The organism is Janthinobacterium sp. 61 (assembly GCF_002846335.1).
Lineage (GTDB): Bacteria > Pseudomonadota > Gammaproteobacteria > Burkholderiales > Burkholderiaceae_D > Janthinobacterium.
The window spans coordinates 2,509,723-2,532,917 of record NZ_PJMQ01000001.1 but is presented as its reverse complement, the minus strand read 5'-3'; the positions used below and the strand labels follow the sequence as shown (position 1 = coordinate 2,532,917).

The 23,195-nt window shown below is 62.2% G+C and carries 24 protein-coding genes, 1 pseudogene and 1 riboswitch; of the genes and pseudogenes, 14 read left to right on the top strand and 11 right to left on the bottom strand.

Translation table 11 applies throughout. The features are described from left to right. Window positions 1–44 precede the first annotated feature (44 nt). The 5 genes and pseudogenes from CLU92_RS11600 to CLU92_RS11575 all read left to right on the top strand — a co-directional run bounded on the left by CLU92_RS11600 (window position 45) and on the right by CLU92_RS11575 (window position 4,893). Entirely contained in the window at window positions 45–1,223 is a 1,179-nt protein-coding gene (locus tag CLU92_RS11600; protein WP_101482016.1) for a hypothetical protein, read from the top strand. Between the two features lie 164 nt (window positions 1,224–1,387). Next, window positions 1,388–2,548, top strand: a pseudogene (locus tag CLU92_RS11595) (IS30 family transposase). Between the two features lie 63 nt (window positions 2,549–2,611). Then, the gene (locus CLU92_RS11590) at window positions 2,612–2,857 is read left to right on the top strand and encodes a hypothetical protein (RefSeq protein ID WP_101482015.1); all 246 of its coding nucleotides are present in this window, start codon (window positions 2,612–2,614) and stop codon (window positions 2,855–2,857) included. A gap of 127 nt (window positions 2,858–2,984) precedes the next feature. Beyond that, window positions 2,985–3,359 carry a hypothetical protein gene (locus tag CLU92_RS11585; protein WP_101482014.1) on the top strand — a complete coding sequence of 125 codons (375 nt, stop codon included), beginning with the start codon at window positions 2,985–2,987 and terminating at the stop codon, window positions 3,357–3,359. Window positions 3,360–4,494: 1,135 nt separating this feature from the next. After that, complete coding sequence (locus CLU92_RS11575) at window positions 4,495–4,893, top strand: VOC family protein (protein WP_101482012.1); 399 nt, start codon at window positions 4,495–4,497, stop codon at window positions 4,891–4,893. A 27-nt stretch (window positions 4,894–4,920) separates the two neighbouring features. Here CLU92_RS11575 and motA read toward each other — a convergent pair whose 3' ends face one another. From motA to CLU92_RS11550, 5 genes are all read right to left on the bottom strand, one after another. Further along, window positions 4,921–5,784 (bottom strand): flagellar motor stator protein MotA, encoded by an 864-nt coding sequence (motA, locus tag CLU92_RS11570; protein WP_101482011.1) that lies wholly within the window; start codon window positions 5,782–5,784, stop codon window positions 4,921–4,923. A gap of 42 nt (window positions 5,785–5,826) precedes the next feature. After that, window positions 5,827–5,976, bottom strand: a complete 150-nt coding sequence (locus CLU92_RS28270; protein ID WP_257561062.1) for a hypothetical protein — start codon at window positions 5,974–5,976, stop codon at window positions 5,827–5,829. Window positions 5,977–6,095: 119 nt separating this feature from the next. Further along, entirely contained in the window at window positions 6,096–6,458 is a 363-nt protein-coding gene (locus CLU92_RS11560; protein WP_101482009.1) for a glyoxalase superfamily protein, read from the bottom strand. A 42-nt stretch (window positions 6,459–6,500) separates the two neighbouring features. Then, window positions 6,501–7,205, bottom strand: a complete 705-nt coding sequence (locus CLU92_RS11555) for a hypothetical protein (protein WP_101482008.1) — start codon at window positions 7,203–7,205, stop codon at window positions 6,501–6,503. A gap of 4 nt (window positions 7,206–7,209) precedes the next feature. Next, complete coding sequence (locus CLU92_RS11550; RefSeq protein ID WP_101482007.1) at window positions 7,210–7,644, bottom strand: hypothetical protein; 435 nt, start codon at window positions 7,642–7,644, stop codon at window positions 7,210–7,212. A 125-nt stretch (window positions 7,645–7,769) separates the two neighbouring features. On the opposite strand from CLU92_RS11550, the gene CLU92_RS11545 reads away from it, so the two are divergent. The 8 genes from CLU92_RS11545 (at window position 7,770) to CLU92_RS11510 (ending at window position 15,819) form a co-directional block, all read left to right on the top strand. Continuing rightward, window positions 7,770–8,828 (top strand): DUF4105 domain-containing protein, encoded by a 1,059-nt coding sequence (locus CLU92_RS11545; RefSeq protein WP_180338498.1) that lies wholly within the window; start codon window positions 7,770–7,772, stop codon window positions 8,826–8,828. A gap of 182 nt (window positions 8,829–9,010) precedes the next feature. Then, entirely contained in the window at window positions 9,011–10,264 is a 1,254-nt protein-coding gene (locus tag CLU92_RS11540) for a DEAD/DEAH box helicase (RefSeq protein ID WP_101482005.1), read from the top strand. Between the two features lie 87 nt (window positions 10,265–10,351). Then, window positions 10,352–10,822, top strand: coding sequence for a hypothetical protein (locus CLU92_RS11535; RefSeq protein ID WP_101482004.1), 471 nt, complete (start codon window positions 10,352–10,354; stop codon window positions 10,820–10,822). Between the two features lie 147 nt (window positions 10,823–10,969). Then, a complete protein-coding gene (locus CLU92_RS11530; RefSeq protein WP_101482003.1) occupies window positions 10,970–11,836 on the top strand; it encodes a response regulator in 867 nt (288 codons plus the stop codon). Further along, window positions 11,833–12,177 (top strand): hypothetical protein, encoded by a 345-nt coding sequence (locus tag CLU92_RS11525; protein WP_143452602.1) that lies wholly within the window; start codon window positions 11,833–11,835, stop codon window positions 12,175–12,177. Before CLU92_RS11530 ends, CLU92_RS11525 begins: the two co-directional genes overlap by 4 nt. After that, the gene (locus CLU92_RS11520) at window positions 12,174–13,013 is read left to right on the top strand and encodes an HDOD domain-containing protein (protein ID WP_101482001.1); all 840 of its coding nucleotides are present in this window, start codon (window positions 12,174–12,176) and stop codon (window positions 13,011–13,013) included. Before CLU92_RS11525 ends, CLU92_RS11520 begins: the two co-directional genes overlap by 4 nt. A gap of 14 nt (window positions 13,014–13,027) precedes the next feature. After that, entirely contained in the window at window positions 13,028–14,491 is a 1,464-nt protein-coding gene (locus CLU92_RS11515) for an ATP-binding protein (protein WP_101482000.1), read from the top strand. A 14-nt stretch (window positions 14,492–14,505) separates the two neighbouring features. Beyond that, entirely contained in the window at window positions 14,506–15,819 is a 1,314-nt protein-coding gene (locus CLU92_RS11510; RefSeq protein WP_180338497.1) for an HD domain-containing phosphohydrolase, read from the top strand. Here the strand turns inward: CLU92_RS11510 and CLU92_RS11505 are convergent. The 5 genes from CLU92_RS11505 to CLU92_RS11485 form a co-directional block, all read right to left on the bottom strand. Continuing rightward, the gene (locus tag CLU92_RS11505) at window positions 15,816–17,144 is read right to left on the bottom strand and encodes an ATP-binding protein (RefSeq protein ID WP_101481998.1); all 1,329 of its coding nucleotides are present in this window, start codon (window positions 17,142–17,144) and stop codon (window positions 15,816–15,818) included. The genes CLU92_RS11510 and CLU92_RS11505 overlap by 4 nt on opposite strands. 87 nt (window positions 17,145–17,231) lie before the next feature. Next, entirely contained in the window at window positions 17,232–17,903 is a 672-nt protein-coding gene (locus tag CLU92_RS11500; RefSeq protein ID WP_101481997.1) for a hypothetical protein, read from the bottom strand. Beyond that, the gene (locus CLU92_RS11495) at window positions 17,900–18,931 is read right to left on the bottom strand and encodes an MlaD family protein (RefSeq protein WP_101481996.1); all 1,032 of its coding nucleotides are present in this window, start codon (window positions 18,929–18,931) and stop codon (window positions 17,900–17,902) included. The genes CLU92_RS11500 and CLU92_RS11495 overlap by 4 nt, the downstream gene beginning before the upstream one ends. A 55-nt stretch (window positions 18,932–18,986) precedes the next feature. Continuing rightward, window positions 18,987–19,802, bottom strand: a complete 816-nt coding sequence (locus tag CLU92_RS11490; protein WP_166674871.1) for an ABC transporter permease — start codon at window positions 19,800–19,802, stop codon at window positions 18,987–18,989. A gap of 70 nt (window positions 19,803–19,872) precedes the next feature. Further along, on the bottom strand, window positions 19,873–20,739 hold the full coding sequence (locus CLU92_RS11485; RefSeq protein WP_101481994.1) for a LysR family transcriptional regulator: 867 nt from the start codon (window positions 20,737–20,739) through the stop codon (window positions 19,873–19,875). A gap of 118 nt (window positions 20,740–20,857) precedes the next feature. On the opposite strand from CLU92_RS11485, the gene CLU92_RS11480 reads away from it, so the two are divergent. Beyond that, window positions 20,858–22,231, top strand: a complete 1,374-nt coding sequence (locus tag CLU92_RS11480) for an MFS transporter (RefSeq protein ID WP_101481993.1) — start codon at window positions 20,858–20,860, stop codon at window positions 22,229–22,231. Window positions 22,232–22,235: 4 nt separating this feature from the next. Here CLU92_RS11480 and ribB read toward each other — a convergent pair whose 3' ends face one another. Next, the gene (ribB, locus tag CLU92_RS11475; protein ID WP_101481992.1) at window positions 22,236–22,883 is read right to left on the bottom strand and encodes a 3,4-dihydroxy-2-butanone-4-phosphate synthase; all 648 of its coding nucleotides are present in this window, start codon (window positions 22,881–22,883) and stop codon (window positions 22,236–22,238) included. A 95-nt stretch (window positions 22,884–22,978) separates the two neighbouring features. Continuing rightward, window positions 22,979–23,129, bottom strand: a riboswitch (FMN riboswitch). Window positions 23,130–23,195: the final 66 nt, after the last annotated feature.

Below are 23,195 nucleotides of genomic sequence, written 5' to 3'. Positions count from 1 at the left end.
AGCAACTAAGAGTTATTATTTAGATATTTTTATAGGTTTGCACAATGGCGTATGACAGGATTGATTGGCATTCTGGCGGGAAATATCCCGATGATTTGCCGGAAGAAAATGGCGGCATCCATATCGGCATGTTCTTGGCCTGGTTGGTTAGCCAGGATATGGCGAGCGATTTCCACCGCACAGACTCCCCCGAGGAGCTAAGGCGTCTGGCAAGTCGGGAAATTACCGGACTTCAATTTCTGATCGATGCTTGCGATGGCAAGCTATGGGAAGAGGATCTCAACGATCAGGGCAATGCTTTCACCGTTGACTATTACGATGAAAAGTCGACATTCGCCCAACAGCATGGCAGCTTTATGCAAGACTATTGTGACGTATTCAACCGCCACGCCGCCGCGCATGGCTTTGAGTATGGCAGCGTCTATCACGTCCAGAATACCTGGGAGAAATTCGATCAACTGAAACCCATCCTCGACCAGCGCTTCAGCCAATGGCAAGCGTGGTCGGCCGATCCCGCCAACCGTCAGCGAGATCCAAAAACCCAGTTTCTTCATGCTTGCCAAGAGGTCGGGAAATTTCTCGCGCCGCATGGTTTTAAACCCAACAAAGCAGGAACCGTTTGGAAGAAGATGGCTGCCGATAAGGACACTGTTTTCCAGGTATCCTTCGAGTCCGAGCGCTATAATTCCCGCAGCGATGTTCGCATGACGGTCGACCTTTCCATCGCCAGCAAAGCTCTTAAAAGGTGGCTTGCGGAGAGAGGGACCGGAACCGGTTACGATGGCTTCGTTCTATTTGGTGGGTTACGTCGGCCCGACAAAAATCTCAGCGCCATTATCTGGCAGGTGGCGGGTTTGACAGCGCGTTCCTCGATCGAGGAGATGTGCCAGTTGCTCACCGAACGCACCCTGCCGCTGTTCTCTTTGTTCGCCGATCGCCCGCAGGCGCTTGAACATCTTGCGTTGTATGGGGGCGGTTTTCCCGCCATTTGCGATCCAACGCCTACCCCTTTGTCATTCTTGTTGTGCTTCGGAACCCAAGACCAGGCGCAGCGATTTTTCAATGGATACGTCGCTTCCAGACCATCCCCGTGGCGGCGTAATATCATTGAGACATTCACTAAGCTTCAAGCGGGGGAGGTTTGGGAATCTTTCGCCTACTCGCACGAAAGGGATATAAAGCTGGCGTTTCAAAGCGGCCTGATTTTGCCGCAAAAATCCTGACCTTCTGAGCGGACTCGCGCCAAGCCGGATTTGTTCAACAATTCCGGTCGGCTTTGTTTGCAGGTCAATGACCGGGTAAACTGTCAACGACGGCCACCGGCTGCGGATTCAATCGGTGGTCGCAACACTCTAACCTAAACGCCCAGGTTACAGGAGTGTTGAAGATGAAACAGAAACCACGCATTTATTACACCGAGAGCCAGAAGGCCTTGATGTGGGAGCGCTGGAAACATGGCGACTCCCTGCAGATGATAGCCCAGCTATTTGATCGGAATCACTCGTCGATACAGCGGATTCTGGCCGAATCTGGTGGCATACGGCCAGCGCCGCGATGCCGTTCCAGACTGGCGCTGACACTGGCCGAGCGCGAGGAGGTCTCGCGTGCCGTCGTTGCCGGCGTATCCATCCGCGCACTTGCCAGGCGCCTTGGCCGAGCACCATCGACCATCAGCAGGGAACTCAGGCGCAATGGTGGCCGCGAAACATATCGTGCGATCCAGGCGGATCAGCATGCTTGGGATCAGGCGCGCTGCCCCAAACCTTGTAAGCTGACGGAGAGCCACATGCTGGCCAACATGGTTGCCAGCAAGCTCCAATTGCAGTGGTCGCCGGAACAGATTGCTGGCTGGCTCAAGCAGCTGTTCACGCGCCACGAGGAGTATCACGTGTCGCACGAAACCATTTACCGCAGCCTCTACATCCAGGCCCGAGGCGCCCTAAAGAAGGAGCTGCTGGAGCATTTACGCCGGACGCGCGCCATGCGCCGTTCACGTCATCACACCCAAAAGACGGACAACCACGGCAGAATTGTCGACGCCGTGTCGATCAGCGAGCGTCCAGCGACGGCAGCGGATCGAGCGGTGCCCGGGCATTGGGAGGGCGACCTGCTATGCGGCAGCCACAACAGCCAGATCGTGACCTTGGTTGAGCGCCAGACGCGCTATGTCATGCTGATAAAGGTCGCCGCGAAGAATACCGAAACGGTGGTCAACGCATTGATCGACAATGCCCGCAGGCTACCCCAAGAACTATAGAAGTCACTGACTTGGGATCGCGGCAGCGAGCTCGCTGGGCATAAACGCTTTACGTTGGCCACCGACATCCAGGTCTACTTCTGCGATCCACAGAATCCATGGCAGCGCGGTTCAAATAAAAATACCAATGGCCTGTTGCGCCAGTATTTCCCCAAGGGATTGGATATTTCCACGTATTCGCAAGAGCAACTCGATGCGGTAGCCAGAAGACTAAACGAGCGCCCCAGGAAGACGCTACACTACCAAACACCGGCTCAACGATTTGAACAGTGTGTTGCGTTGACCGATTGAATCCGCAGCCAAGAGCAGACACTTGGTTTGCGTATGTGAAGCGCATTCTATAGGGGATATTTCATGACGGAAGTGCACATTATCCTGACTAGAAAAGAAGTACTGATTTCTAGGAAACCGTATGCGTCTTGGCGTGAGATTCAAGATGAGTATGATGACTACATGGCTTCACTCGGCCCTTGGGATACCGCTACTGCCACATCGTGGCTGGACGAAGAATACAGCGGTCTTTCACCTTCGGCGCAGGACCAAATAGGAGCATTCCTGTGCAGCGAACAGGCAGTTCGCACCTTGTCTTTCGTAGAATAACTAAACGATGATTTAACGTCCGCGTAGGGGGCTGCCAACGGCGGCAAGCGGCCAGGAGCGGACAGTGACCGCGCCCAGCTAGAGCTGCGATGTGCTACCGCGTTGGACCTCAAGCGACACGAAAAGGATGATGATGGTTCATACAATGAAAGCATACTGGCAGGACCTGGAAGACGTTGTGGAATCATCCGCAGCGCGCGATTTAACGCTTAACGAAGCGCTCAATCACTGGGCAGATGGCAGGGGCGTTCAAGGCAATTTCTTCGGGCTAATCGATGAGGAGGACTACACTGTTCAGTTTTTTTTCATTGACGGAATACCTGACGATGTAGACGACGCACGTTTCTTGCAGATCGTAGCAGTGGACTTTCCAGTACCCGCTCGGGGAGGCTCATTTACTGTAGTTATAACGATCGGTGAAAGCTCAGCGTGGATTGAAAAGGCATTCGCCATCGGTGCAAACCATGAACGCTACGCGGGACTGGAGTTTGAACCGTGGTAGTAAGCCGGTTCCGCAACCAAGAAGGCACTCCATCTGTGCCAGCGTTTCCGCCAAGTGAGCCCTGCCTTGCGTGTCCTCTTGGGTGGAAGTTAACGGTCGTGTCATGAATGTCTGCTTTGGGGCGGACCCCGCCAACAGCGGCAACCGGCCAAAACCGGCCAGTCACGTAAGCGCAGAGCATGACTCTATCGCTGCGGGAGCTGGCCTTGTAGAAAATGCTTGGACTTAAGAGGCTGGTTGATTAATGGACAGAATAAGACATGCAGTCGTTAACGCCCAGTGGTTTAGCGCACTAGGTAGCTATCACCCTAGCGAAGGCCAAATAGCTCTCCCGAATTTGAGTGCCTGGGACAGGCCACGCTTCCCAGCGGAGTTAGACACTAGCTTAGCAAAAATTGCTTCAGATATGGACTGGCTGCCCAGCTCCCGCGATCAACCCGACCCGATCCATGGAGAGTACCTCAGGACCATCTTGAAGGACAATGGAGCTGCGTACCAGCAAGAAGTCTTGGAGTCCTACAAGTTGGCATTGAAATCATTGAGGGTGGTGCCCGACAGGACGATTTTCTCTGGGGCGAACGACTTCACACAAGCGGCTAAAGATTCGGCAATCTATTGTGTGCGGATGGCTACCTTGGAAGTCTTGAATGCCCAACCTAGTTTTTGGTTTGACGCTTTGATGAATTATCGCGACGGCAATTGGCCATGTGGTCTGTTACCTGATGGGACGCTAGTGGTCTTCTAATCGCGTTCCTAGGCCGCATCAATTTGCAGCCAGGGAATGGCAGTCCGCTATGGGGCGAAAGCAGCCAAGGACAGCAATCGGCCGAAAGCGCACTGGCGTATCAGGTGTCGTCGCGCAGACTTGCGCTGACAGCCGCTATCAGGTGATTTAACGTCTTGACGTGCCGTAGTCTGCCAGCGGCGGACAGGTCAATCAGACATAGTTGGAAAGAATGCCAGTCTTGCGTGCATGCCATCGATCACGCCGTTTTGCCCGTCACTTTTTGCATTTTCATTATTTATTGATATTCTAGAGGAACTATTTTTTCGCCAGCGTGTCGATTTTGTGTGCCGTCACCCGTCGCAGGGACGAGGCACCGATTGCCCAGTTCACCTTCAGCAAGGAAACGCCATGAAGAAACAGATCATCCTCAACCTGCCCGTGAAGGACCTGGGCAAATCCAGGGCCTTCTTTTCCGCGCTCGGCTTTTCCTTCAATTCCCGCTTTAGCGGAGAGAACGCGGCGTTCATGACCATCGTCGACGGCGCCATCGAGGCCATGCTGACGACCGAACCGTTCTTCCAGTCCCTGATCGACAAACCAGTCGTGAATGCAAAGGAAGCCAATGAATTCGTCATTTGCCTCAGTTGCGAAAGCCGGGAAGAGGTGGACAGCCTGATCGCCAAGGCGGTTGCCGCAGGTGGCCGCATACCGCATCCGCCCGAGGACCATGGCTTCATGTATGACCAGGGTTTCGAGGATATCGATGGCCACCTGTGGAACCTGGTCTGGACGGCACCGGAAGCCTGAGGCGCGGAGCAAGCGAAACAGGCCGGATCAGTTCTTCGTGCGCACCTGGCGCACGTGGTTTTCCAGTTCGCTGAACGAAGGGCGTTCCGTGGCGGAAATCACCTTGCGACCGAATTCCACGGCCAGCGCCGGCGCATAGCCGTTCAGGCTGGCCAGTAAGGTCACTTTCACGCACTGGTACATCTTCGCCGTTTCATGGTGCTTGCGGCGCAGCAAGCTGGCCAGCGGGGCGATGAAGCCATAGGCCAGCAAGATGCCGATGAAGGTGCCCACCAGCGCCTGCGCGATCAGCACGCCCAGCTCGGCCGGCGGCAAGCCGACGGATGCCATGGTATGCACCACGCCCATCACGGCGGCCACGATGCCGAAGGCTGGCATGGCGTCGGCCAGCTGCGAAATCGTCTGGATCGGCATTTCCGCATCTTCATGGTGCGTCTCGATCTCGTTATCCATCAGGTTTTCGATCTGGTAGGCATCCATATTGCCCGACACCATCAGGCGCAGGTAATCGGTGATGAATTCCAGGATGTGCTCGTCACCGAGGGTGTACGGGTATTTCACGAAGATGGGACTGCGGTACGGATCGTCGATATCGTCCTCGACGGACATCAAGCCTTCCTTGCGGATCTTGCTGAGGATTTCATACATCAGCCCCATCAGTTCCATGTAGCGCGCCTTCGTGTACTGCGAGCCGTGGAACAGGGTGGGCAGGGCGGCGAACGTGGCGCGGATGGCCTTGGCATCGTTGCCGACAAAGAAGGTGCCCAGCGCGGCGCCGCCGATCATCAGCAGCTCCAGCGGCTGGAACAGGGCCGCCAGGTGGCCGCCCTGCAAGGCGAAGCCGCCGAAGACGGAAAACAGCACGACGAGAAATCCGAGTATGACTAGCAAAACTTACTCCTTCAAAATATTGCCATATCGCAATATTGTAGTTTAACCTGATTCGGCTGCCGTGGCCGCTTCCGGCTGCAACTGCTGGCCGAGAAAATTGATAAAAGCGCGCACTTTGGCGGGCAACTGGTGGCGGCTCGGGTAGCAGGCGTACAGGTCGGCCGGCGCCAGCGCATAGTCGGCCAGCACCACGCGCAGGCGGCCGCTGTCGATGCAACGGTGGCGTGGCAGTTCGTCGGGCGTGCCCTGCGCCTGCAGGTATGCTGGCGAACCTGTAGGCGGAGATGCGCGCGCTGAACGGGGAGCGAGCGTTATTGCGTTGTTTGCCAGAAGCGCAGTTTGTTGCCGAACGGGTCCGCCACTTCCAGGATGCGGCCCCAGTCCTCGTCGCGGATGCCGGGCCGCGCATACGGGTAATCCTTTGCCTGCAGCTCCGCGTGCAGGGCGGCGATGTCATCGACGGGGATCAGCAGCGCCGCACCGGGCGTGGCGTCGCCGTAGTGCTCACTCAGGTGCAGCACCAGTTCGCCCCGCGTCACCTGCAGGTACAGCGGTGCCGTGGGCTCGAAGCGATGTTCCCAGTCCAGGGTAAAACCGAGAAAATCGAGGTAAAACTCGCGCGCCTTGGCTTCGGAAAAGCTGCGCAGGATGGGGATGGCGGGGGACAGCTGCATGGCGGCTCTTTCAACAAAGGTGGCAAGGCCACCATTCTAGCCTCAGGCCGGCGCCTGCCGTTTCACCTGTGCGGCGGGACTGGTCTTTTCCCAGCGGAACAGCCACATGATGATCAGTTTGGTCGTGGCGCTGACGCAGGCGAGCAGCAGCAATGGCCAGCCTGTTTTCAGTCCCATGACGCAGGCAAAGAAGATGGTACTGATATCCATCGCCAGGATGAACTGGCTCATTTTCAGCGACACGGCGCCCGTCTTGCCCGAGCGCCAGATCAGGCGGATCTGATGCGCATAGCCCTGCGCCAGCAGCACCGTGACGGCGACGATCAGGCTTTGCGAGATCACGCGCTTTTCGTCGCTGAAGGTGGGGCCGAAGGCCAGCCCCGCCACCCCCGCGCACAGCAGCAGCATGCAGGCCAGCAGCGCATTGCGCGAGGCCAGGCTACGGCGGTCGCGGGCGATTTCATACAGGATGGCCAGCGCGATCAGGGAGGCGATCAAACGGGGCCAGACGATGTAGTGGTTGAACGGCGTGATCGAATAGCCGTACACAAAGAACGCGCAGTACGCGAGGAAGCTGACGGTGAACTGGTTGATGGAAAGGATGTCCGTCGTCTTGCCCGCGCCGATGCCGGCATCGTGCTTGCGCCGCCAGATCTTTTGCAGCTGCGACCACAGACCAAGCAGGCTGACGACGATGAAGAGGGAATTGAGACTGCCGGCGAGGGCGTAGAGCGCTTGATGCTGCAAGGTGTCACCTGAATGTTGTCGTGGTTGTGATGCGCGCTTCGATGGCGGCAATCTTGATGCTCAAGCCACTCATGAAAATGCACGAGAGATCCGTGCATCCTTCGCTCGCTGCATGCGACGCGACGCCATCCATGTCATCGCGCATGGCATTCCACAGGAAGCCGATCGAGGAAAGGCATTTTTCCCCGTTGGCATGCTCATCGTCGCCGGATTCCCGGATTTTCAGCATATGCACGCCTGCGCAAACCAGTGTCAGCGCCGGGGGCATGGATGGCCTGACCCAGTGGCCGGCATGGCGTACCCAATGCAGCTGCAGCCGCCGCGTAGCGATGCAGTAGTCGAGATGCCTGAATTCGTAATCGTTGTGCAGGTCAAGTTCTTGCCCTTCAAGCAAGATCTTAGTTAAACCTTTGACGATGGAAAAACCATGGAGTTGCATGCGAAGGCAGAATTAATTGCAAAAGAAATCATTATGCCATCGAAATAATATTGCGTGTCTGTTCCAAGATACGCTGGACACGCCCGAACTACTTGCGCATCTTCACTTGCCCCTATAATTGAGGCATGACTTTCTTATCATTTCGTGCCCGCTCCGTGCTGGGCAGCATCGGCAAAATGGCCGTTTCCCTGATTCTCCTGTTGACTGCTCTGTGGGGTGCGCTGGCGCTGTGGTACCAGCTCTCTGGCGGCACGGCGGCACAAGCCATCGGCGCGCTGCTGTGGGGCGCGCTGGGCGTGGCCAGCGTGGTGCTGTGGTGGACGCGCGGCGATGCGCGCGTGCTGCTGCCGTATGCGGGTGGTTTTATCCTGCTGCTCCTGTGGTGGAGCCTGATCACGCCGAAGCAGCAGCGCGTGTGGGCCGATGACGTGGCGCGCAATGTCGCGGGCACCGTGACGGGCAATCGCGTCACGCTGGACAATGTGCGCAATTTCGACTGGCGCAGCGATGACGACTACACGGTCAAGTGGGAGCAGCGCAGCTACGACCTCGACGAGCTGCGCACGGTGGACACGGCGCTGTCGTACTGGACGGGGCCCTACATTGCGCATACCCTGATCTCGTTCGGCTTTGCCGACGGGCGATTTTTGACGTTTTCCATCGAGATCCGCAAGGAAAAGGGCGAGAGCTTTTCCGCCATCGGCGGCTTTTTCAAGCATTTCGAGATGAGCCTGATTGCCGCCGACGAGCGCGACATCCTGCGCGTGCGCACGAATGCGCGGCACGAGGACATGCATCTGTACCGCGTGATGATGCCGAAAGCGGCCATGCGCTCGCTGTTCCTCGCCTACCTGGACGAAGCGCAAGCGCTGAAGGCCAAGCCGCAGTTCTACAACACGCTGACGGCCAACTGCACCACCATCGTCTTCGAGATGGTGCGCCGCATCGTGCCGGGCCTGCCGTTCGACTACCGCCTGCTGGCCTCGGGCTACCTGGACCGCTATCTGTTCGACGTCAAGGGCCTGGTGCCTGGCCAGAGCTTCCAGCAGCTGCGTACAGGGGGCCACATCACGGCGCGCGCGCGGGCCGCCAACGACGATGCGGACTTTTCGCACGCCATCCGCCGCGGCATGCCGGGTTACGATGACAATGGCTACCCCAAGCTGCAAGTGCCCAAGCAATAGCCGACAAAATCCCCAGAGCGTTGTTGCCATTGCCTTGCCGTACTAGCGTACTGTCTGCGGCATGGCGCCTGGCCCTGAGCATTTTGTCCGGTTAATCGTACCCTTGCTTTATACTGTCACCATATCCGACCGGCCGCACATTGCGGCCGGTCTCACTTTACGAATATACAAGAAGGCCCGCTATGCCATTTTCCTCACTGGGTCTGATTCCCTCCCTGGTCCGTGCCGTTGACAAGGCCGGCTATGCCGCGCCGACGGCCATCCAGGCGGCCGCCATTCCCGCCATCCTGCGCGGCAGCGACGTGCTGGGCGCGGCGCAGACGGGTTCCGGCAAGACGGCCGCCTACGCGCTGCCGCTGCTGCAGGCGCTGATGGCGCCCGTTTCCGGCCCGCGCCAGGTGCGCGCGCTGATCCTCGTGCCCACGCGCGAGCTGGCGGCGCAGGTGGGACAGACGGTACACGCGCTGGCCAAGCCGCTGCCCGTCAAATTGAAGATTTCCGTGCTGTTCGGCGGCGTGTCGATCAATCCGCAGATGATGGACTTGCGCGGCGGCGCCGATATCGTCGTCGCCACGCCGGGCCGCCTGCTGGACCTGGTGCGGCAAAATGCCGTGAAACTGGGCGGCGTGTCGCTGTGCGTGCTGGACGAGGCTGACCGCCTGCTCGACATGGGTTTTAGCGAGGAAATCAACGCGATTCTGGCGCTGCTGCCCAAGCAGCGGCAAAACCTGTTTTTCTCCGCCACCTTCCCCGACAGCGTGCAGGCGCTGGCCGACAGCCTGTTGACGGACCCCGTGCGCATCGAGGTGGCGTCCGAACCGCAGGACAAGCCCGATATCGTGCAGCGGGCCATCACGGTCGACGTGCCGCGCCGCACGCAGCTGCTGCGCTACCTGATCCTGCAGCAGCAGTGGGATAGGGTGCTGGTGTTCGTCGCCACCAAGTACGCGGCTGAACACGTGGCCGACAAGCTGCAGCGCGCGGGCCTGCACGTGGGCGCCTTCCATGGCGAATTCAGCCAGGGCACGCGCAGCCAGCTGCTGGCCGACTTCAAGGCGGGGCGCTTGCAGGTGCTGGTGGCCACCGATGTGGCCGCGCGCGGCATCGACATCGCCGGCTTGCCTGCCGTCGTCAATTACGACTTGCCCCGCTCGGCCGTCGACTACACGCACCGCATCGGGCGCACTGGCCGCGCCGGCGAAAGCGGCACGGCCATCAGTTTTGTGACGGCCGATACGGAAGCGCATTTCCGCCTGATCGAAAACCGCAACGACTTGCGCATCGTGCGCGAAGTGGTGGCCGGTTTCGAGCCGACGGAACTGCCCACGCCCGTGAGTGCCGTGACGGATACGGTCAATGGTGGCGTGAAGGGCGCGCGCAAGAGTAAAAAAGATAAATTGCGCGAGGCGGCTGCCAAGGCGTCCGGAGGCAATTAAATCCGCCTTATGTGCGGTGGCCGCTTGAACAGCCAAGTTTCCCGGACTAAGATTATGTTTCTATAAAGCAAGGGGACGGGAATGCACATGAGATTCATCACGCGCGCGGGCGCATGGGCTTGCGCGCTGGCGCTGGCCGGTTGCGCCGGCATGGGCGGGGACGGTAATAATGTCGGTGACACGGCTGGCATGCAGATGCCGGGCAAGACGCCGGCCGATGCGGCCGTGGCCGCCACCTGGTACAACCCGCCCAGCGAATTTCCCGGTATTTGCCTGACCCAGTTCAAGGATGGCCGCCTGCGTTTCGATGGCGGCTTCGCCTTCTATAATCCGGGCCGCTGGGCCTACGATGCGGCCACGTCAGAGCTGCGTTTGCAACTGGCGCCGACCCCTTCGTTGGAACTGTCGCACGCGCAAATCGTGCAGCACCTGAACCTGCTGCGCATCGAGGCGGACAAGAACATGCTGGTATATGGCGTGAAAGCCGATACCAAGGCCATCGGCCTGGGCGGCTTTGTGTTCTACCGCGACACGCCCTGTCCGGCACGGCGCGGATAAGTGGCGGATAAGTGCTATGAAGGAATATTTAGTCGTATAATTTCAGCGCAAGCGGGATGCCGCGCAAGACTCGCAAGACTGTCTCGCGCGACAGCTTCCCGCTCCAGGCAAGCTCCCATATCGCCGTGGCGATGAGAGGATGGTCCCATGGATTTGCACGACGAGCATGGTATGCCAGGCATCGCGGTGCCGGCGGCGGACGCCGTGCAGCAGCCAGCGACGCAGCCGCGCACCTTGCTGCTGGTCGATGACGAGCCGAATATCCTCGCTTCCCTCAAGCGCCTGCTGCGGCGCGATGCCTACCATATCCTCACGGCCGGCAGCGGCCAGGAAGGGCTGGACGTGCTGGCCAGCCATGCGGTCGATGTGATCGTGTCGGACCAGCGCATGCCCGGCATGCTGGGCGCCGACTTCCTGCGCAAGGCCAAGCTGCTGTGTCCGCAAACCATCCGCATCATGCTGTCGGGCTATACCGAGTTGCAGGCCGTTACGGACGCCGTCAACGAAGGCGCCATCTTCAAGTTCCTCACCAAGCCCTGGGACGACCATCAGCTGCGCGAACATATCGCCGAAGCCTTCCGTCTGAAGGGCATCGACGACGACAATGTGCGCCTCAACGAGCAGTTGCGCGAGGCCAACCTGGCGCTGGCGGCAGCCAATGCCGCCATGCAGGCGCTGGTGCGCCAGCAGCAGCATCAGATCAGCCGCGATGAGGTCAGTCTGGGCATCGCGCGCGAACTGCTGCAATTTCTGCCGCTGCCCGTGATCGGGCTAGACGACGAAGGCATGATCGCCTTCATCAATGCGGCGGCAGCCAACCTGTTCGAGCGGGGCGCGGCCCTGCTGGGCAACGAGGCGGCGCTGGTCTTGCCGCAGCTGTTCGACGGGCAGGACACGCCCCGCCTGGCCGCCATCGATGGGCAGCCGTATGTCGTGGCGATCCATCCCATGGGCTTGCATTCGCGCTCGCGCGGCAGCCTGGTCACACTGAGTCGTCATGGAGTGGATAAATGAGTGAGAGCGTGAGTGAAAGCGGACGCGAGATTTCGATGGAGCAGGCGCAGGAAGGCATGGTGCTGGCGCAGGCGCTGAGCGACGCCAGCGGCGCCGTGCTGCTGGCCCAGGGCGCCACCCTGACGGCGGCCAGCCTGACGGCCTTGCGCAGGCGCAATGTGGAGCGCTGCTACGTCGTCATGGAAGAGACGCTGGACCCCGCCGCGCAGGAGCTTGCCGAGCAGGAACGCTTGCGCCGCCTGGAACGGCTGGCGGTGCTGTTCCGCGCCACGCCGCCCGATTCTTCCGGGGCGCAACTGCTGGCGCTGCTGCAGCGCTACCGGCAGGGGGATGCGGCATGATACGCCTCAGTTTTGAGCACATCGTCCGCCAGATACAGGAACTGCCTTCGCTGCCGGTGGTGGTGCTGGAACTGCTGTCGAGCATGGACCAGGACGACACGGACGTGCATGTGCTGGCGCAAAAGATTGAGCTGGACCAGGCCTTGGCGGCGAAGACCTTGCGCATCGCCAATTCCTCTTTCTATGGCATGCAATCGAAGGTCACCAGTATTCCGCAAGCCGTTTCCGTGCTGGGCTTTCACAGCATCCGCACCGTCGTCACGGCCTGCGCCCTGACGAGCAGCTTCGCGCCGGCGGCCGGCGGCTTCGACTTCCAGGCATTCTGGCGCCATTCGCTGGCCACGGCCATCGCCGCGCGCCTGCTGGCGCCGCACTTGGGTGTCAATCCCGAGACGGCTTTCACGGCCGGGCTGCTGCACGACCTGGGCACCCTGGTGCTGGTGACGCGCTTCCCGGCCGAGCACGCGCTCGTGCGCAGCTACCGCCAGGCGCACGACTGCCAGATGGCCGAGGCGGAGCTGGCCGTCATCGGTATCGATCACGCGCAAGTGGGCAGCGCCCTGGCCGCCTACTGGAAGTTTCCCGAGGCGATACAGCAGGCGGTGGCTGACCACTACGCCATCGACCGCCTGGAGGCGGGCGGCTTGCCTCTGGCCGTGCACATGGCCAACGCCATCGCTCTGGCGCTCGACCTGGCCGGTGTCGACGACGCGCTGGTACCACCGCTGTCGCCCGCAGTCTGGCGCAACCTTGCCCTGGACGAACAAGCGTGGCTGGCGCTGCTGCGGCAAACGGAACACACCTTCGATGAAATGTCGCGGATCATGCTGGCATGAACAGGATAGAGGCCATGGAAACAGACGCAGGGCAGGCGCTGCCCGCCACGCCGGAACGCCGCCAGGGAGATACCATCGCGCTATCGGCGTTTTTCGATGGCCATCCCGTGGCCACCTTCGCCATCAACACGGACCACGTGGTGACGCACTGGAACAGCGCCTGCGAACAGTTGCTGGGCTTTACGGCCGCCGAGATGGTCGGCACGCGCGAGCACTGGAAGGCGTTTTATCCGCAGCCGCGCGCCTGCCTGGCCGACTTGCTGGTGGCCGACGATATCGCGCTCGGCGAAAACGACCTCTACCTGGGCAAGCTGAAGCGCTCTCCCGTGATCCCCGGCGCCTACGAGGCCGAGGATTTCTTTGCCGATATCGGCCCCGATGGTCACTGGCTGCACTTCACGGCGGCGCCCCTGCGCGACCGCCAGGGACGCCTGGTGGGCGCCATCGAAACCCTGCGCGACGTGAGCGAGCGGCGCCTTGCCGAACTCGCGCTGCGCAAGGCGCACGACAACCTGGAACATCTGGTGGCCAAACGCACGGCCCAGCTGGCGGAAATGAACGAGCGCCTGGCCGACGATATCCGCCAGCGCCAGATCGCCGATATGGAATTGCGCGAGCGTAACCTGGCCCTGACGGAATTGAACAGCAAGCTGTCGCTGGCCCAGCAAAAGCTGCTGCAGTCGGAAAAGCTGGCCTCGATCGGCCAGCTGGCCGCCGGCGTGGCGCACGAGATCAACAATCCCATCGGCTATGTGTTTTCCAATGTCGGCACCCTGGAAGGGTATCTGGACGATCTGTTCAGCATGCTCGACGCCTATGAGGAAGCCGAGCCGGCCGTCGCCGACGCCGTGGTGGCGGCGCGCCTGCGCGCCTTGCGCGAACAGATCGACCTCGATTTCCTGCGCACCGACATTCCGCTGCTGATGGGCGAATCGAAGGAAGGCATTTCGCGCGTGCGCCGCATCGTGCAGGACTTGAAGGATTTTTCGCGCACGGATGCGCACCAGGAGTGGGTCTGGGCCGACCTGCGCCAGGGCATCGACACCACGCTCAATATCGTGAATAACGAGGTCAAGTACAAGGCAGACGTGGTGCGCGACTATGGCGACATCCCTGATATCGAATGCCAGCCTTCCGAGCTGAACCAGGTGATCATGAACCTGGTCGTCAATGCCGCCCACGCCATGGGCGAGGCGCGCGGACGCATCACCCTGCGCACGGGCAGCGACAACGCCAGGGAAGTGTGGATCGAGATCGAGGACACGGGCGGCGGCATTGCGCCCGAACACCTGTCGCGCATCTTCGATCCCTTCTTTACCACCAAGGCCGTCGGCAAGGGCACGGGGCTGGGCCTGTCGCTGGCTTACAGCACGGTGCAAAAGCACCACGGCCGCATCGACGTGCGCAGCAGCATCGGCCTCGGCACCACCTTCCGCATTACCTTGCCCGTGCGCCAGGCGCAGGCCGCCATACCATGACCGAACGGGAAAACATGAGCACCAGCACCGCGGCCGCAGCGCCGACCATCCTGTGCGTCGACGACGAACCGAACATCCTGTCGTCGCTGCGGCGTTTGTTCCGCCCGCACGGTTACCGCGTGCTGACAGCCGACGGCGGCGCGGCGGGCCTGGCCCTGCTCGAGAGCGAGACGGTGGACCTGGTCATTTCCGACATGCGCATGCCGCACATGGATGGCGCGCAATTCCTGGCCCAGGTGCGCCAGCGCTGGCCCGGCACCATGCGTTTGCTGCTGACGGGCTACGCGGACATCCAGTCCATCCTCGACGCCATCAACCAGGGCGAAATCTACCGCTACGTGACCAAGCCGTGGGACGAGAACGATATGGTGCTGGTGGTGCGCCACGCGCTGGAACGGCGCGCGCTGGAACAGGAAAAACTGCGCCTGGAAGCGCTGACGGCCAGCCAGAACGTGCAGCTGCAGGCGCTCAACGCCAGCCTGGAAGCGAAGGTGGCCACGCGCACGCAGCAGCTGAAACTCTCGCACGACGAAGTGCAGGCGGCCAACGAACGCCTGAAAGCCACGTTCGTGACGACGATCAAGGTGTTTTCCAATCTGATCGAGATGCGTGGCGGCAAGCTGGTCGGCCATGCGCGGCGCGTGGCGGAATTGTCGCGCAAGCTGGCGCAGGCGCTGGGCTTGCAAGGGCAGGAAGCGCGCGACGTGTTCATCGCGGCCCTGCTCAAGGATATCGGCAAACTCAGCTTGAGCGACGATGTACTGGAACTGCCGGCCAGCGCCTGGACGGGCGAGCAGCTGGCGGCCTTCCGCAAGCATCCGCTGCGCGCCGAACAATTGCTGATGGCGCTCGATGAATTGCGCGCCGTCTCCGTCATCCTGCGCTCGCAACTGGAGCGCTTCGACGGTGGCGGCTTTCCTGATGGCATGGTGGGCCTGGCCATTCCGCTGGGCGCGCGCATCCTGGCGCTGGCGTCTGACTATGACGGCTTGCAGATCGGCGCCATGGTGCAGCGCAGCCTGCGCGCCGAAGAAGCCCGCACCCTGATCTACGACAGCATCGGCAAGCGCTACGACCCTGCCGTGGTGGCCGCATTCCGCGCCATCATGGAGGAGACGGAACCGCCGGCGCGCGATCTGACCGTGCTGTCGGGCCAGCTGGAACCGGGCATGGTGCTGTCGCGCGACCTGATCAGCCGCGATGGCCTGATGCTGCTTGCCGCCGAACACGTGCTGACGGCCCGCGTGATTGCCCAGCTGTTCGATTTCGAAGCCAAGAATGGCGGCCGGCTCAGCATCCGCGTGTACGCGCCCGTCAAGGAAGGCTAGGGCGCGGCCCGGGCCGTCGGGGGTGATACGGGCAAGTGCACGGTAAAGCGCGTGCCCTGGCCCACTTCGGATGCCACCTCGATGCGTCCGCCGTGCTTGTTGACGATGCCGTATGAGAGCGACAGGCCCAGGCCTGTGCCGCTGCCGACAGCCTTGGTGGTGAAGAACGGTTCAAAGATGCGATTCAGGTGCTCGGGCGCGATGCCGGCACCCGTGTCGCCGATTTCCACCCACACCCAGTCGTCCGCATGACCGCTGCGGATACTGATCACGCCTTCGCCGCTGATGGCCTGGCCCGCGTTGACGAGCAGGTTCATGAACACCTGATTCAGCTGCGAGGCCAGGCAGAGTATCGGCGGCAGTTCGCCATACTGTTTGTCGATACGCGCCTTGTATTTCAATTCGTTGGCAACGATATTGAGCGTGCTGTCCAGGCCAGCATGCAGGCTGGCGACTTGCCAGTCCGTCTCGCCCACGTGGGAAAAATCCTTCAGTGCCTGCACAATGTCGCGCACGCGTTTGAGGCCATCCATCGATTCGCGGACCAGGTCCACCATGTCGTCCTGCAGGAAGGTCAGGTCGGCCTGCGCGCGCACCTGGGCCACGCGCGCGGCCAGGGCAGCGCCGTCGAGCGTCTCGCGCATCGCCGCTTCATACTGGGCGATCACGCCGAACAGGGTGTCGACATAGCCTTGCAGCGAACTCATGTTGGAGTTGACGAAGCCGATCGGGTTATTGATTTCATGCGCGATGCCGGCCGCCAGCTGGCCGATGGAGGCCATCTTTTCCGATTGCAGCAGCTGGTCGTGCGCTTCCTGCAACTTGCTGATCAGTAGTTGCTGTTCTTCGCCGCGCGCCTGCAGCATCGCTTCCATGTGCTTGCGTTCGGTAATATCCGTCAGCGAGCCGATGATCTCGAACGGCACGCCGTGCTCGTCGCGCACCAGGCGCAGGCTGTCGTGCATCCACAGGTAACTGCCGTCGCGCACGCGGAAGCGGTATTCATAGGCGCGCGCGCCTTCGACGAAGATCTGCGCCAGGCTGGAAAAGATGCCGGGCGCATCCTCGGGATGGATGTGGTCGAACCAGAAATTGGGGTCGGCCACCATCTCGGCGGGCCGGTAGCCCAGCACATTCAAGGCATTGTTGCTGACAAAAGTCATCTTGAAGTCGCCGCTGGGTACGGTGCAATAGATGATGGAGGGCGTATTGTCGAGCAGGTATTGCAGACGCACTGCCGTGGCCGCCGACTCTTCATCGCCAGGCGCCGCCCCGGCTTGCCGGCCGGCATCGGGAGTAGAAAGGTCGAAATCCTCGAACTGCATCGTCACACCTCGCTGCTGCACGGCATAGCTGTCATCCTGGCTCGATTATGCCTGATTCTGCCTGCTCCAGGCTCGCCATCGGCACGCTCAAGGCGCCAGCGGCTGCTCCACGATCGCCATGCGCCGCGCGATGCGCTGCGCCGCTTGCGTGTCGCCCGCCTGTTCGGCGCGCAGGCGCTGCACGCCCAGCCACGCCAGCAGAGGACGGCGCCAGCCCTGATCCGAGGCGGTAGCCACGGCCGTATCAAGCAGGTCCGGCGTGGCGCGGCCAGAGCGTAGCAGTACGCCGGCCGCCACCAGCTGCGACAGCGGGTCCTTGATGGCTGCCACGGCGCTGGCGGCGGCCGTGTCCGAGCTGGCGCTGGCTGCCGCCCGCTGCGTTTCCGGCAGCAGGGCGATGTCGGGCCCCTGCGCCTTGCCGGCCAGCCAGGCCGCATACGCGCGGTCGGCGGCTGTCGCGTCGGCCTGCAGGGCGTCAAAGCCGGCACAGTCCTCGAATGCCAGGCTGGCCACGCGGGCGGCGCAGCGCAGCAGTTCGATGCGTGCCACGAGGTCGAGCTTGCCCGTGCCGGCCACCTGGCTGCGGGCGCGCCGGAATTCCGTCTGTTCGACCAGGGTGTTGCCATTCAAGTAAGCCGCCTGAAACCGTTCGACGGAGCTTTGCGCATTCATTTTCCAGTCCGGCACGGGCGGGCCGCTGGAGCAGGCTGCAAGCGCTGTCATGGCCAGGGCAGACAGGAGGATATGGATATTTCTCATGGCAGTTTGATCTCCGGATTGCGCTTGAATGGCCATTTGCGGTTGATTTCATTGACCAGTTGCTCGACCTTGCGCAGATTGCTTTCCACGTCCGCGCGCAGCGGGCCCAGGTCGGCTGTCGCTACCCTGGCATTGGCGCCCACGGCTTGCGCCTCGACCAGCACGGCATCGACCTTTTTCAGGCTGGCGCGCGTGTCGGCCAAGAGGGCGTTCAGCTGCACGATGGTCGCCTGGGCATCCGTCATGACACCTTTTTCGCCAAATACGCGCGTATCGGCATTGGCTACCAGGCCATCCGTGCGGCGCGCCAGCTGGTCGGCCGTGACCAGCAGGGCGTTGGCCCGTTCGACCAGCAGGCGCGACTGCTTGTCGTCGCCCGTCAGCAAGCCCATGGCGCCGCCCGGGCCGCTCAATTTGCCGGTCACGGCCTGCACATTGCGCAGGGTGCCGTCGAGCGGGGAATCGGTGCCCGTCAGGCTGCCCAGGTTGTTCAACAGGTCTTTGGCGGCGGCCAGCAGGCGGGGGATTTCCGCCGCCATGTCGCCCACCAGCAGGTCGCGCGTGGCGTCGTCGGGCAGCGGCGGGTCCGTCAGGATGCCGCTATAGGCGCGCAGCTTGGCGCCGCCCACGATGCCCCGTTCCAGCGTGAAGATGGAGCTGCTGCGCAGCCAGTGCGCGTCTTTTCTCGGCACATCGATGATGACGCGGGCCTTGCCGTCCGGCGCCAGCTCGATGCGCTGCACGCGGCCAATGGGAAAGCCGGAAAAGGTCAGGTCGGCGCCCACGCCCACGCCGTCCGAATCGTCGGTAGTCAGCACCAGCGTTTGCGTTGCCTCGAAGGCGCCGCGCGCGTACATCAGGTAGACGACGGAGCCGACCACCAGCACGAACATGAAGACGAGCAGGATGGCCGCCTTCAGTTCGGCGTGGCGCACGGGCGGCGGGGCGGGCAGGACGGCATCTTGCGTGAGACCGGCAGGCGCGGTGACGTCGACCTGGTCGGGATTGGGGGGCTGGCTCTGGCTCATGGATTCTGGCTCTCGTATGGGTAATTCGGGATCGCTGGCGGTGGCGGGCGGGGCATCAGTAGTAATTGCCCATCAGCGAAGCCACTTCGATCAGCAGGATGACGGAAAAAAGGCGCAGCATTTCGGACAGGCCGTGCGCGGCCCACAGGCGCTTGCGTCTGCCGTGCGGCTCCTCCGGGTAATACGAGGAGGCCAGCGGGATCAGGGCCACGGCAAAGCTGAAGAAGATGACCTTGAGCATCAGGATCAGGGCCACGGCCGGATTGAAGATTTGCCCGACCACGCGCGTGTAGCCTTGCAGCGCCCACGGCGTAAAGCCATAGATGGTGAGGTAGGCGAGGATCAGCGAGGTGACGCAGCTGACGATGGCCAGCATCCACACGGCGAAGATGCCGGACATGACGCGCGGAAAGTATTCGCGGCGCAGCAGGTCGACGCCCTGGTGCTGCATGGTGTCGAGCACGCCACTCGAGCGCATTTGCGCAAACGCAATGCCGTCGGGCAGGGTCAGGCGCAGGGCCACGAACAGGGCGGCCGTCAGCGGTATCAGTTCCAGCACCAGCACGCGCACCACCATTTCCAGCGCATAGCGCGACAGGCCGTAGCTTTGCGCGCTGACGACAACGATGCGGATGAGGACCAGGCTGACCAGCGCGCAGGCCACGCTGAACCACACGAGATTGGGCGCCGTGTTTGTCACCAGGCGGTGCGCGAGGATGGGGCGGTTGTCGCGGTTATAGCTCGACGGCGACAGGGCCAGCGAAAACACGAGGGTGGCGAAATGCAGCATGCGCCACCAGCTGACCAGCCAGGCCATGGTGGCCCGGTGCAGGCGGCGCAGGCTGATGATGAGGGAGACGGATAGGGTCATCATGGCATCTTAACATTGGATGCGCTCGATACAAGCGATTCCCTGGCCGTGCAGGCGTGCGCGGGCGGCCCTATTGTCCGGCCACGCTGGCGATAATCGCGTCGGCCGCCGCCCGCACGCGTGCCGAACGGTTCAGGTCCGCATGCATGACCAGCCATACGTCGTACGCTTCCGCCCGCTCGGGCCAGATGCGCACCAGTTGCGGGTCGATGTCGCCCAGGTGGGTGGCCAGCTCGGCCACGCCCAGGCCGGCGCGCGTGGCTTCCTGCAGCATCGCCGCCGAATTGACTTCCATGGCGACCCTGGCGTTGGCGACGGGCTCGCCGGCAATTTTTTCTCCATGACGGGGCGTCACGGAATGGTGGTAAATGACGATGTCGTGCCCGGCCAGCGCCGTGCCGCGCACGGGCTCGCCCCGTTCGGCCAGGTAGGCTTGCGACGCGTACAGGCCCAGGCTGCGCTTGACCAGGTGGCGGGAAATGAGGTCCGGGTCGGTCGGGCGCACGCCGCGCACGGCCAGGTCCGCTTCGCGCCGCGTCAGGCTGGCCAGCGCGGGCGCCACGTTGAGCACGATGCGGATGTCGGGGTGGGCCGCGTGCAGCTGCTGCATGGCACGGATGACGAAATGGCTGGCCATGGTGTCGGTGGTGGCCACGCGCACGAGGCCGGACAGGCGGTTGTCGACGCCCTGCATCTCGCGCTGCAGCTTGTCGGCCGCCCGCTCCATCGCTTCGGCGGCTGTGAGCGCCAGTTCGCCAGCCGGCGTGGGCACGTAGCCGGAAGGCGTGCGCAGGAACAGGGTGGCGCCCAAGGAGCTTTCCAGCGCGGCCAGGCGGCGCCCGCAAGTGGCCTGGTCGATGCACAGCAGGGCGGCCGCGCCGCGCAGGGTGCCGGCGCGACCGATGGCGAGAAAGATGCGCGCGTTATCCCAGTCCATGGCATTCCTTATTCGGTTGCATGATGCATTTTTGCATCATAGCGCCGAGTTTATGCCTGTTTACCGCATTGTGCAACGCTCCCATAATGGCTGCCCCGCCGTCACTGCAAGGAATATCATGTCTACCGCCACACCGCGCCGCGCCAGCGGCTTGATCCTGCTGACCCTGGCCTTTGGCTTCGTCATGGCCATGCTTGACGTCACTGCCGTCAACGTGGCCCTGTCCGATATCGCGCTGGACCTGGCCATACCGCTGACGGGTCTGGTCTGGGTCGTCGACGGCTATACGCTGACGTTTGCCGCGCTGTTGCTGGCCGGCGGCGCGCTGGCGGACCGCTTTGGCCCGAAAGCCGTCTACCAGGGCGGCCTGGGCATCTTCATCCTCGGTTCGGTGTTGTGCGGCGCCGCACCCGACGGGCATTTCCTGACGGCGGCGCGCCTGTTGCAGGGTGCGGGCGCGGCCCTGTTCATGCCCAGTTCGCTCAGCTTGCTGACGCACAGCTTTGACGACGAGCGCGAACGCACGCGCATGCTGGGCGCCTGGTCGGCGCTGGTGGGCGTGGCGGGCGCGTCCGGCCCCCTGATCGGTGGCATCCTTGTGCACCAGTTCGGCTGGCGCAGCGTCTTCTGGGTGAATGTGCCGCTGGGCGTGCTGGCCATCGTCATGGCGCAAGTGCTGCTGGCCGCGCCGGCACGCCAGCAGCGCGCCTTGTCGCTGTTCAGTCATGTGCTCGGTGTGGCGGCGCTGGCTGGCCTGAGTTTTATCTTGATCGAAGGCCCAGTGCTGGGCTGGCTGTCGCCTGGCGTGCTGGCGGCGGGGGCATTGATGGTCCTGTCGGCCTGGCAGTTGTTGCGGCGCGAACGTCGCGGCAGCCATCCGCTGTTGCCGCGTGAATTGTTTCATAGCAGCAGCTTTGGCGCGGCCAATGGCGTGGGCTTCTTGATTAATTTCTGCGTATTCGGCCAGCTGTTTTTATTGAGCCTGTTCCTGCAGCAGTCTGGCGGCGCCGATGCCTTGCAGTCGGGCTTGCGCCTGTTGCCCATGATGGCGGCCTATACGGTGGGGAACTTCATGGCAGGAAGTATTGCGGCACGTCATGGCACGCGCTTGCCCATGCTGTCAGGTTTGCTGGTGGGGGCCGTCATGGCCTTGCTTCTGATGGGCTTGCGTCCGGGTACGCCTTACGCGCTGCTGGCGCTGGGCACGGCTGTGATGAACGTGGCCATCGGCATTGCCATTCCCGCCATGACGGCCACCGTGATGCGGGTGGCCGGCAAGCAGCATGCGAACAGCGCGGCGGCGGCCCTGAATGCCAACCGCCAGATCGGTGCCCTGGTGGGCGTGGCGTTGATCGGCAGCATCCTGCACATGGTGCAGGACTGGTCGCTGCGTTTGCCGCTGGCCTACGCGACGATTGCCGCCGCGTATGGCCTGGCGGCGTGCCTCGTGTACAGACACGTACATTTGCCCAAGGCCGTGGCCGCCGCCTGAGCGCTTACTGCTCGCGCGTGCTGCGCCACTCCACCAGTTCTTCGATGGTCAGGATCGGCATGCCATGCAGTTCGGCGAAGCGCTCGATATCGTCGCCGCGCATCATGCTGCCGTCCGGGTTCATCAGTTCGCACAGCACGGCGGCCGGATTCAGGCCCGCCATGCGCGACAGGTCGACGGAGCCTTCCGTGTGGCCACGGCGCTCGAGCACGCCACCGGGCGCGGCGCGCAGGGGGAAGACGTGGCCGGGACGGACCAGGTCGGCCGGCTTGGCATTCGGCGCGATGGCGGCGCGGATGGTGGTCACGCGGTCGGCGGCCGACACGCCCGTCGTGACGCCGTCGCGCGCCTCGATGGAGACGGTAAATGGCGTGCCGTAGCGGCTGCCATTGTCGGACGACATGGGCGGCAATTCCAGCGCGCTGACGACGTCCGTGGGCAGGCACAGGCAGACGATGCCGCTACATTCGCGGATCAGCAGAGCCATGGTTTCGTTCGTGATTTTTTCCGCAGACAGGATCAGGTCGGCTTCGTTTTCGCGGTCGAAATCGTCGAGCAGGATGACGGGGATGCCGGCGCGCATGGCGGCCAGTGCGGATTGAATGCGACCTTCCAGGTCGTTGGAAAGCAGGGTATAGCTGTTGACTAACATGGTGAAACGCTCCTCGCATAGGCGAAAAACGCTGCAGGGCAAGCGAATAGACGCAGCCGGCCGCATCGACGGGTCGATGGGACATCGCGTTTACTGCACATCTTCTTTCATCCGGACTATACCGTCGGCCCCGGAATCACACCGGATCTGCTGACCCTGCCAAACGAAGTTTGACAGGCGCTCGCGGGCTTGACCGTTGCCGGTCTTACCGCCGGTGGGGAATCGCACCCCGCCCCGAAGACGTATTGTTGTGCCGGTCCACATGACCGGCGGCAATACTTTAGCACAATTGAAAAAATGTGACAGGGTACT

Excerpts from the sequence above, each read along its gene's own strand:
- CLU92_RS11600 (WP_101482016.1), top strand. The coding sequence starts at position 45 with ATGGCGTATGACAGGATTGATTGGCATTCTGGCGGGAAATATCCCGAT.
- CLU92_RS11505 (WP_101481998.1), bottom strand. The coding sequence starts at position 17,144 with ATGCAGTTCGAGGATTTCGACCTTTCTACTCCCGATGCCGGCCGGCAA.
- CLU92_RS11480 (WP_101481993.1), top strand. The coding sequence starts at position 20,858 with ATGTCTACCGCCACACCGCGCCGCGCCAGCGGCTTGATCCTGCTGACC.
- CLU92_RS11530 (WP_101482003.1), top strand. The coding sequence starts at position 10,970 with ATGGATTTGCACGACGAGCATGGTATGCCAGGCATCGCGGTGCCGGCG.
- CLU92_RS11540 (WP_101482005.1), top strand. The coding sequence starts at position 9,011 with ATGCCATTTTCCTCACTGGGTCTGATTCCCTCCCTGGTCCGTGCCGTT.
- CLU92_RS11510 (WP_180338497.1), top strand. The coding sequence starts at position 14,506 with ATGAGCACCAGCACCGCGGCCGCAGCGCCGACCATCCTGTGCGTCGAC.
- CLU92_RS11490 (WP_166674871.1), bottom strand. The coding sequence starts at position 19,802 with ATGACCCTATCCGTCTCCCTCATCATCAGCCTGCGCCGCCTGCACCGG.
- CLU92_RS11585 (WP_101482014.1), top strand. The coding sequence starts at position 2,985 with ATGATGATGGTTCATACAATGAAAGCATACTGGCAGGACCTGGAAGAC.
- ribB (WP_101481992.1), bottom strand. The coding sequence starts at position 22,883 with ATGTTAGTCAACAGCTATACCCTGCTTTCCAACGACCTGGAAGGTCGC.
- CLU92_RS11520 (WP_101482001.1), top strand. The coding sequence starts at position 12,174 with ATGATACGCCTCAGTTTTGAGCACATCGTCCGCCAGATACAGGAACTG.
- CLU92_RS11500 (WP_101481997.1), bottom strand. The coding sequence starts at position 17,903 with ATGAGAAATATCCATATCCTCCTGTCTGCCCTGGCCATGACAGCGCTT.
- CLU92_RS11495 (WP_101481996.1), bottom strand. The coding sequence starts at position 18,931 with ATGAGCCAGAGCCAGCCCCCCAATCCCGACCAGGTCGACGTCACCGCG.
- CLU92_RS11560 (WP_101482009.1), bottom strand. The coding sequence starts at position 6,458 with ATGCAGCTGTCCCCCGCCATCCCCATCCTGCGCAGCTTTTCCGAAGCC.
- CLU92_RS11590 (WP_101482015.1), top strand. The coding sequence starts at position 2,612 with ATGACGGAAGTGCACATTATCCTGACTAGAAAAGAAGTACTGATTTCT.
- CLU92_RS11575 (WP_101482012.1), top strand. The coding sequence starts at position 4,495 with ATGAAGAAACAGATCATCCTCAACCTGCCCGTGAAGGACCTGGGCAAA.
- CLU92_RS11525 (WP_143452602.1), top strand. The coding sequence starts at position 11,833 with ATGAGTGAGAGCGTGAGTGAAAGCGGACGCGAGATTTCGATGGAGCAG.
- CLU92_RS11550 (WP_101482007.1), bottom strand. The coding sequence starts at position 7,644 with ATGCAACTCCATGGTTTTTCCATCGTCAAAGGTTTAACTAAGATCTTG.
- CLU92_RS11545 (WP_180338498.1), top strand. The coding sequence starts at position 7,770 with ATGACTTTCTTATCATTTCGTGCCCGCTCCGTGCTGGGCAGCATCGGC.
- CLU92_RS11485 (WP_101481994.1), bottom strand. The coding sequence starts at position 20,739 with ATGGACTGGGATAACGCGCGCATCTTTCTCGCCATCGGTCGCGCCGGC.
- CLU92_RS11515 (WP_101482000.1), top strand. The coding sequence starts at position 13,028 with ATGGAAACAGACGCAGGGCAGGCGCTGCCCGCCACGCCGGAACGCCGC.
- CLU92_RS11535 (WP_101482004.1), top strand. The coding sequence starts at position 10,352 with ATGAGATTCATCACGCGCGCGGGCGCATGGGCTTGCGCGCTGGCGCTG.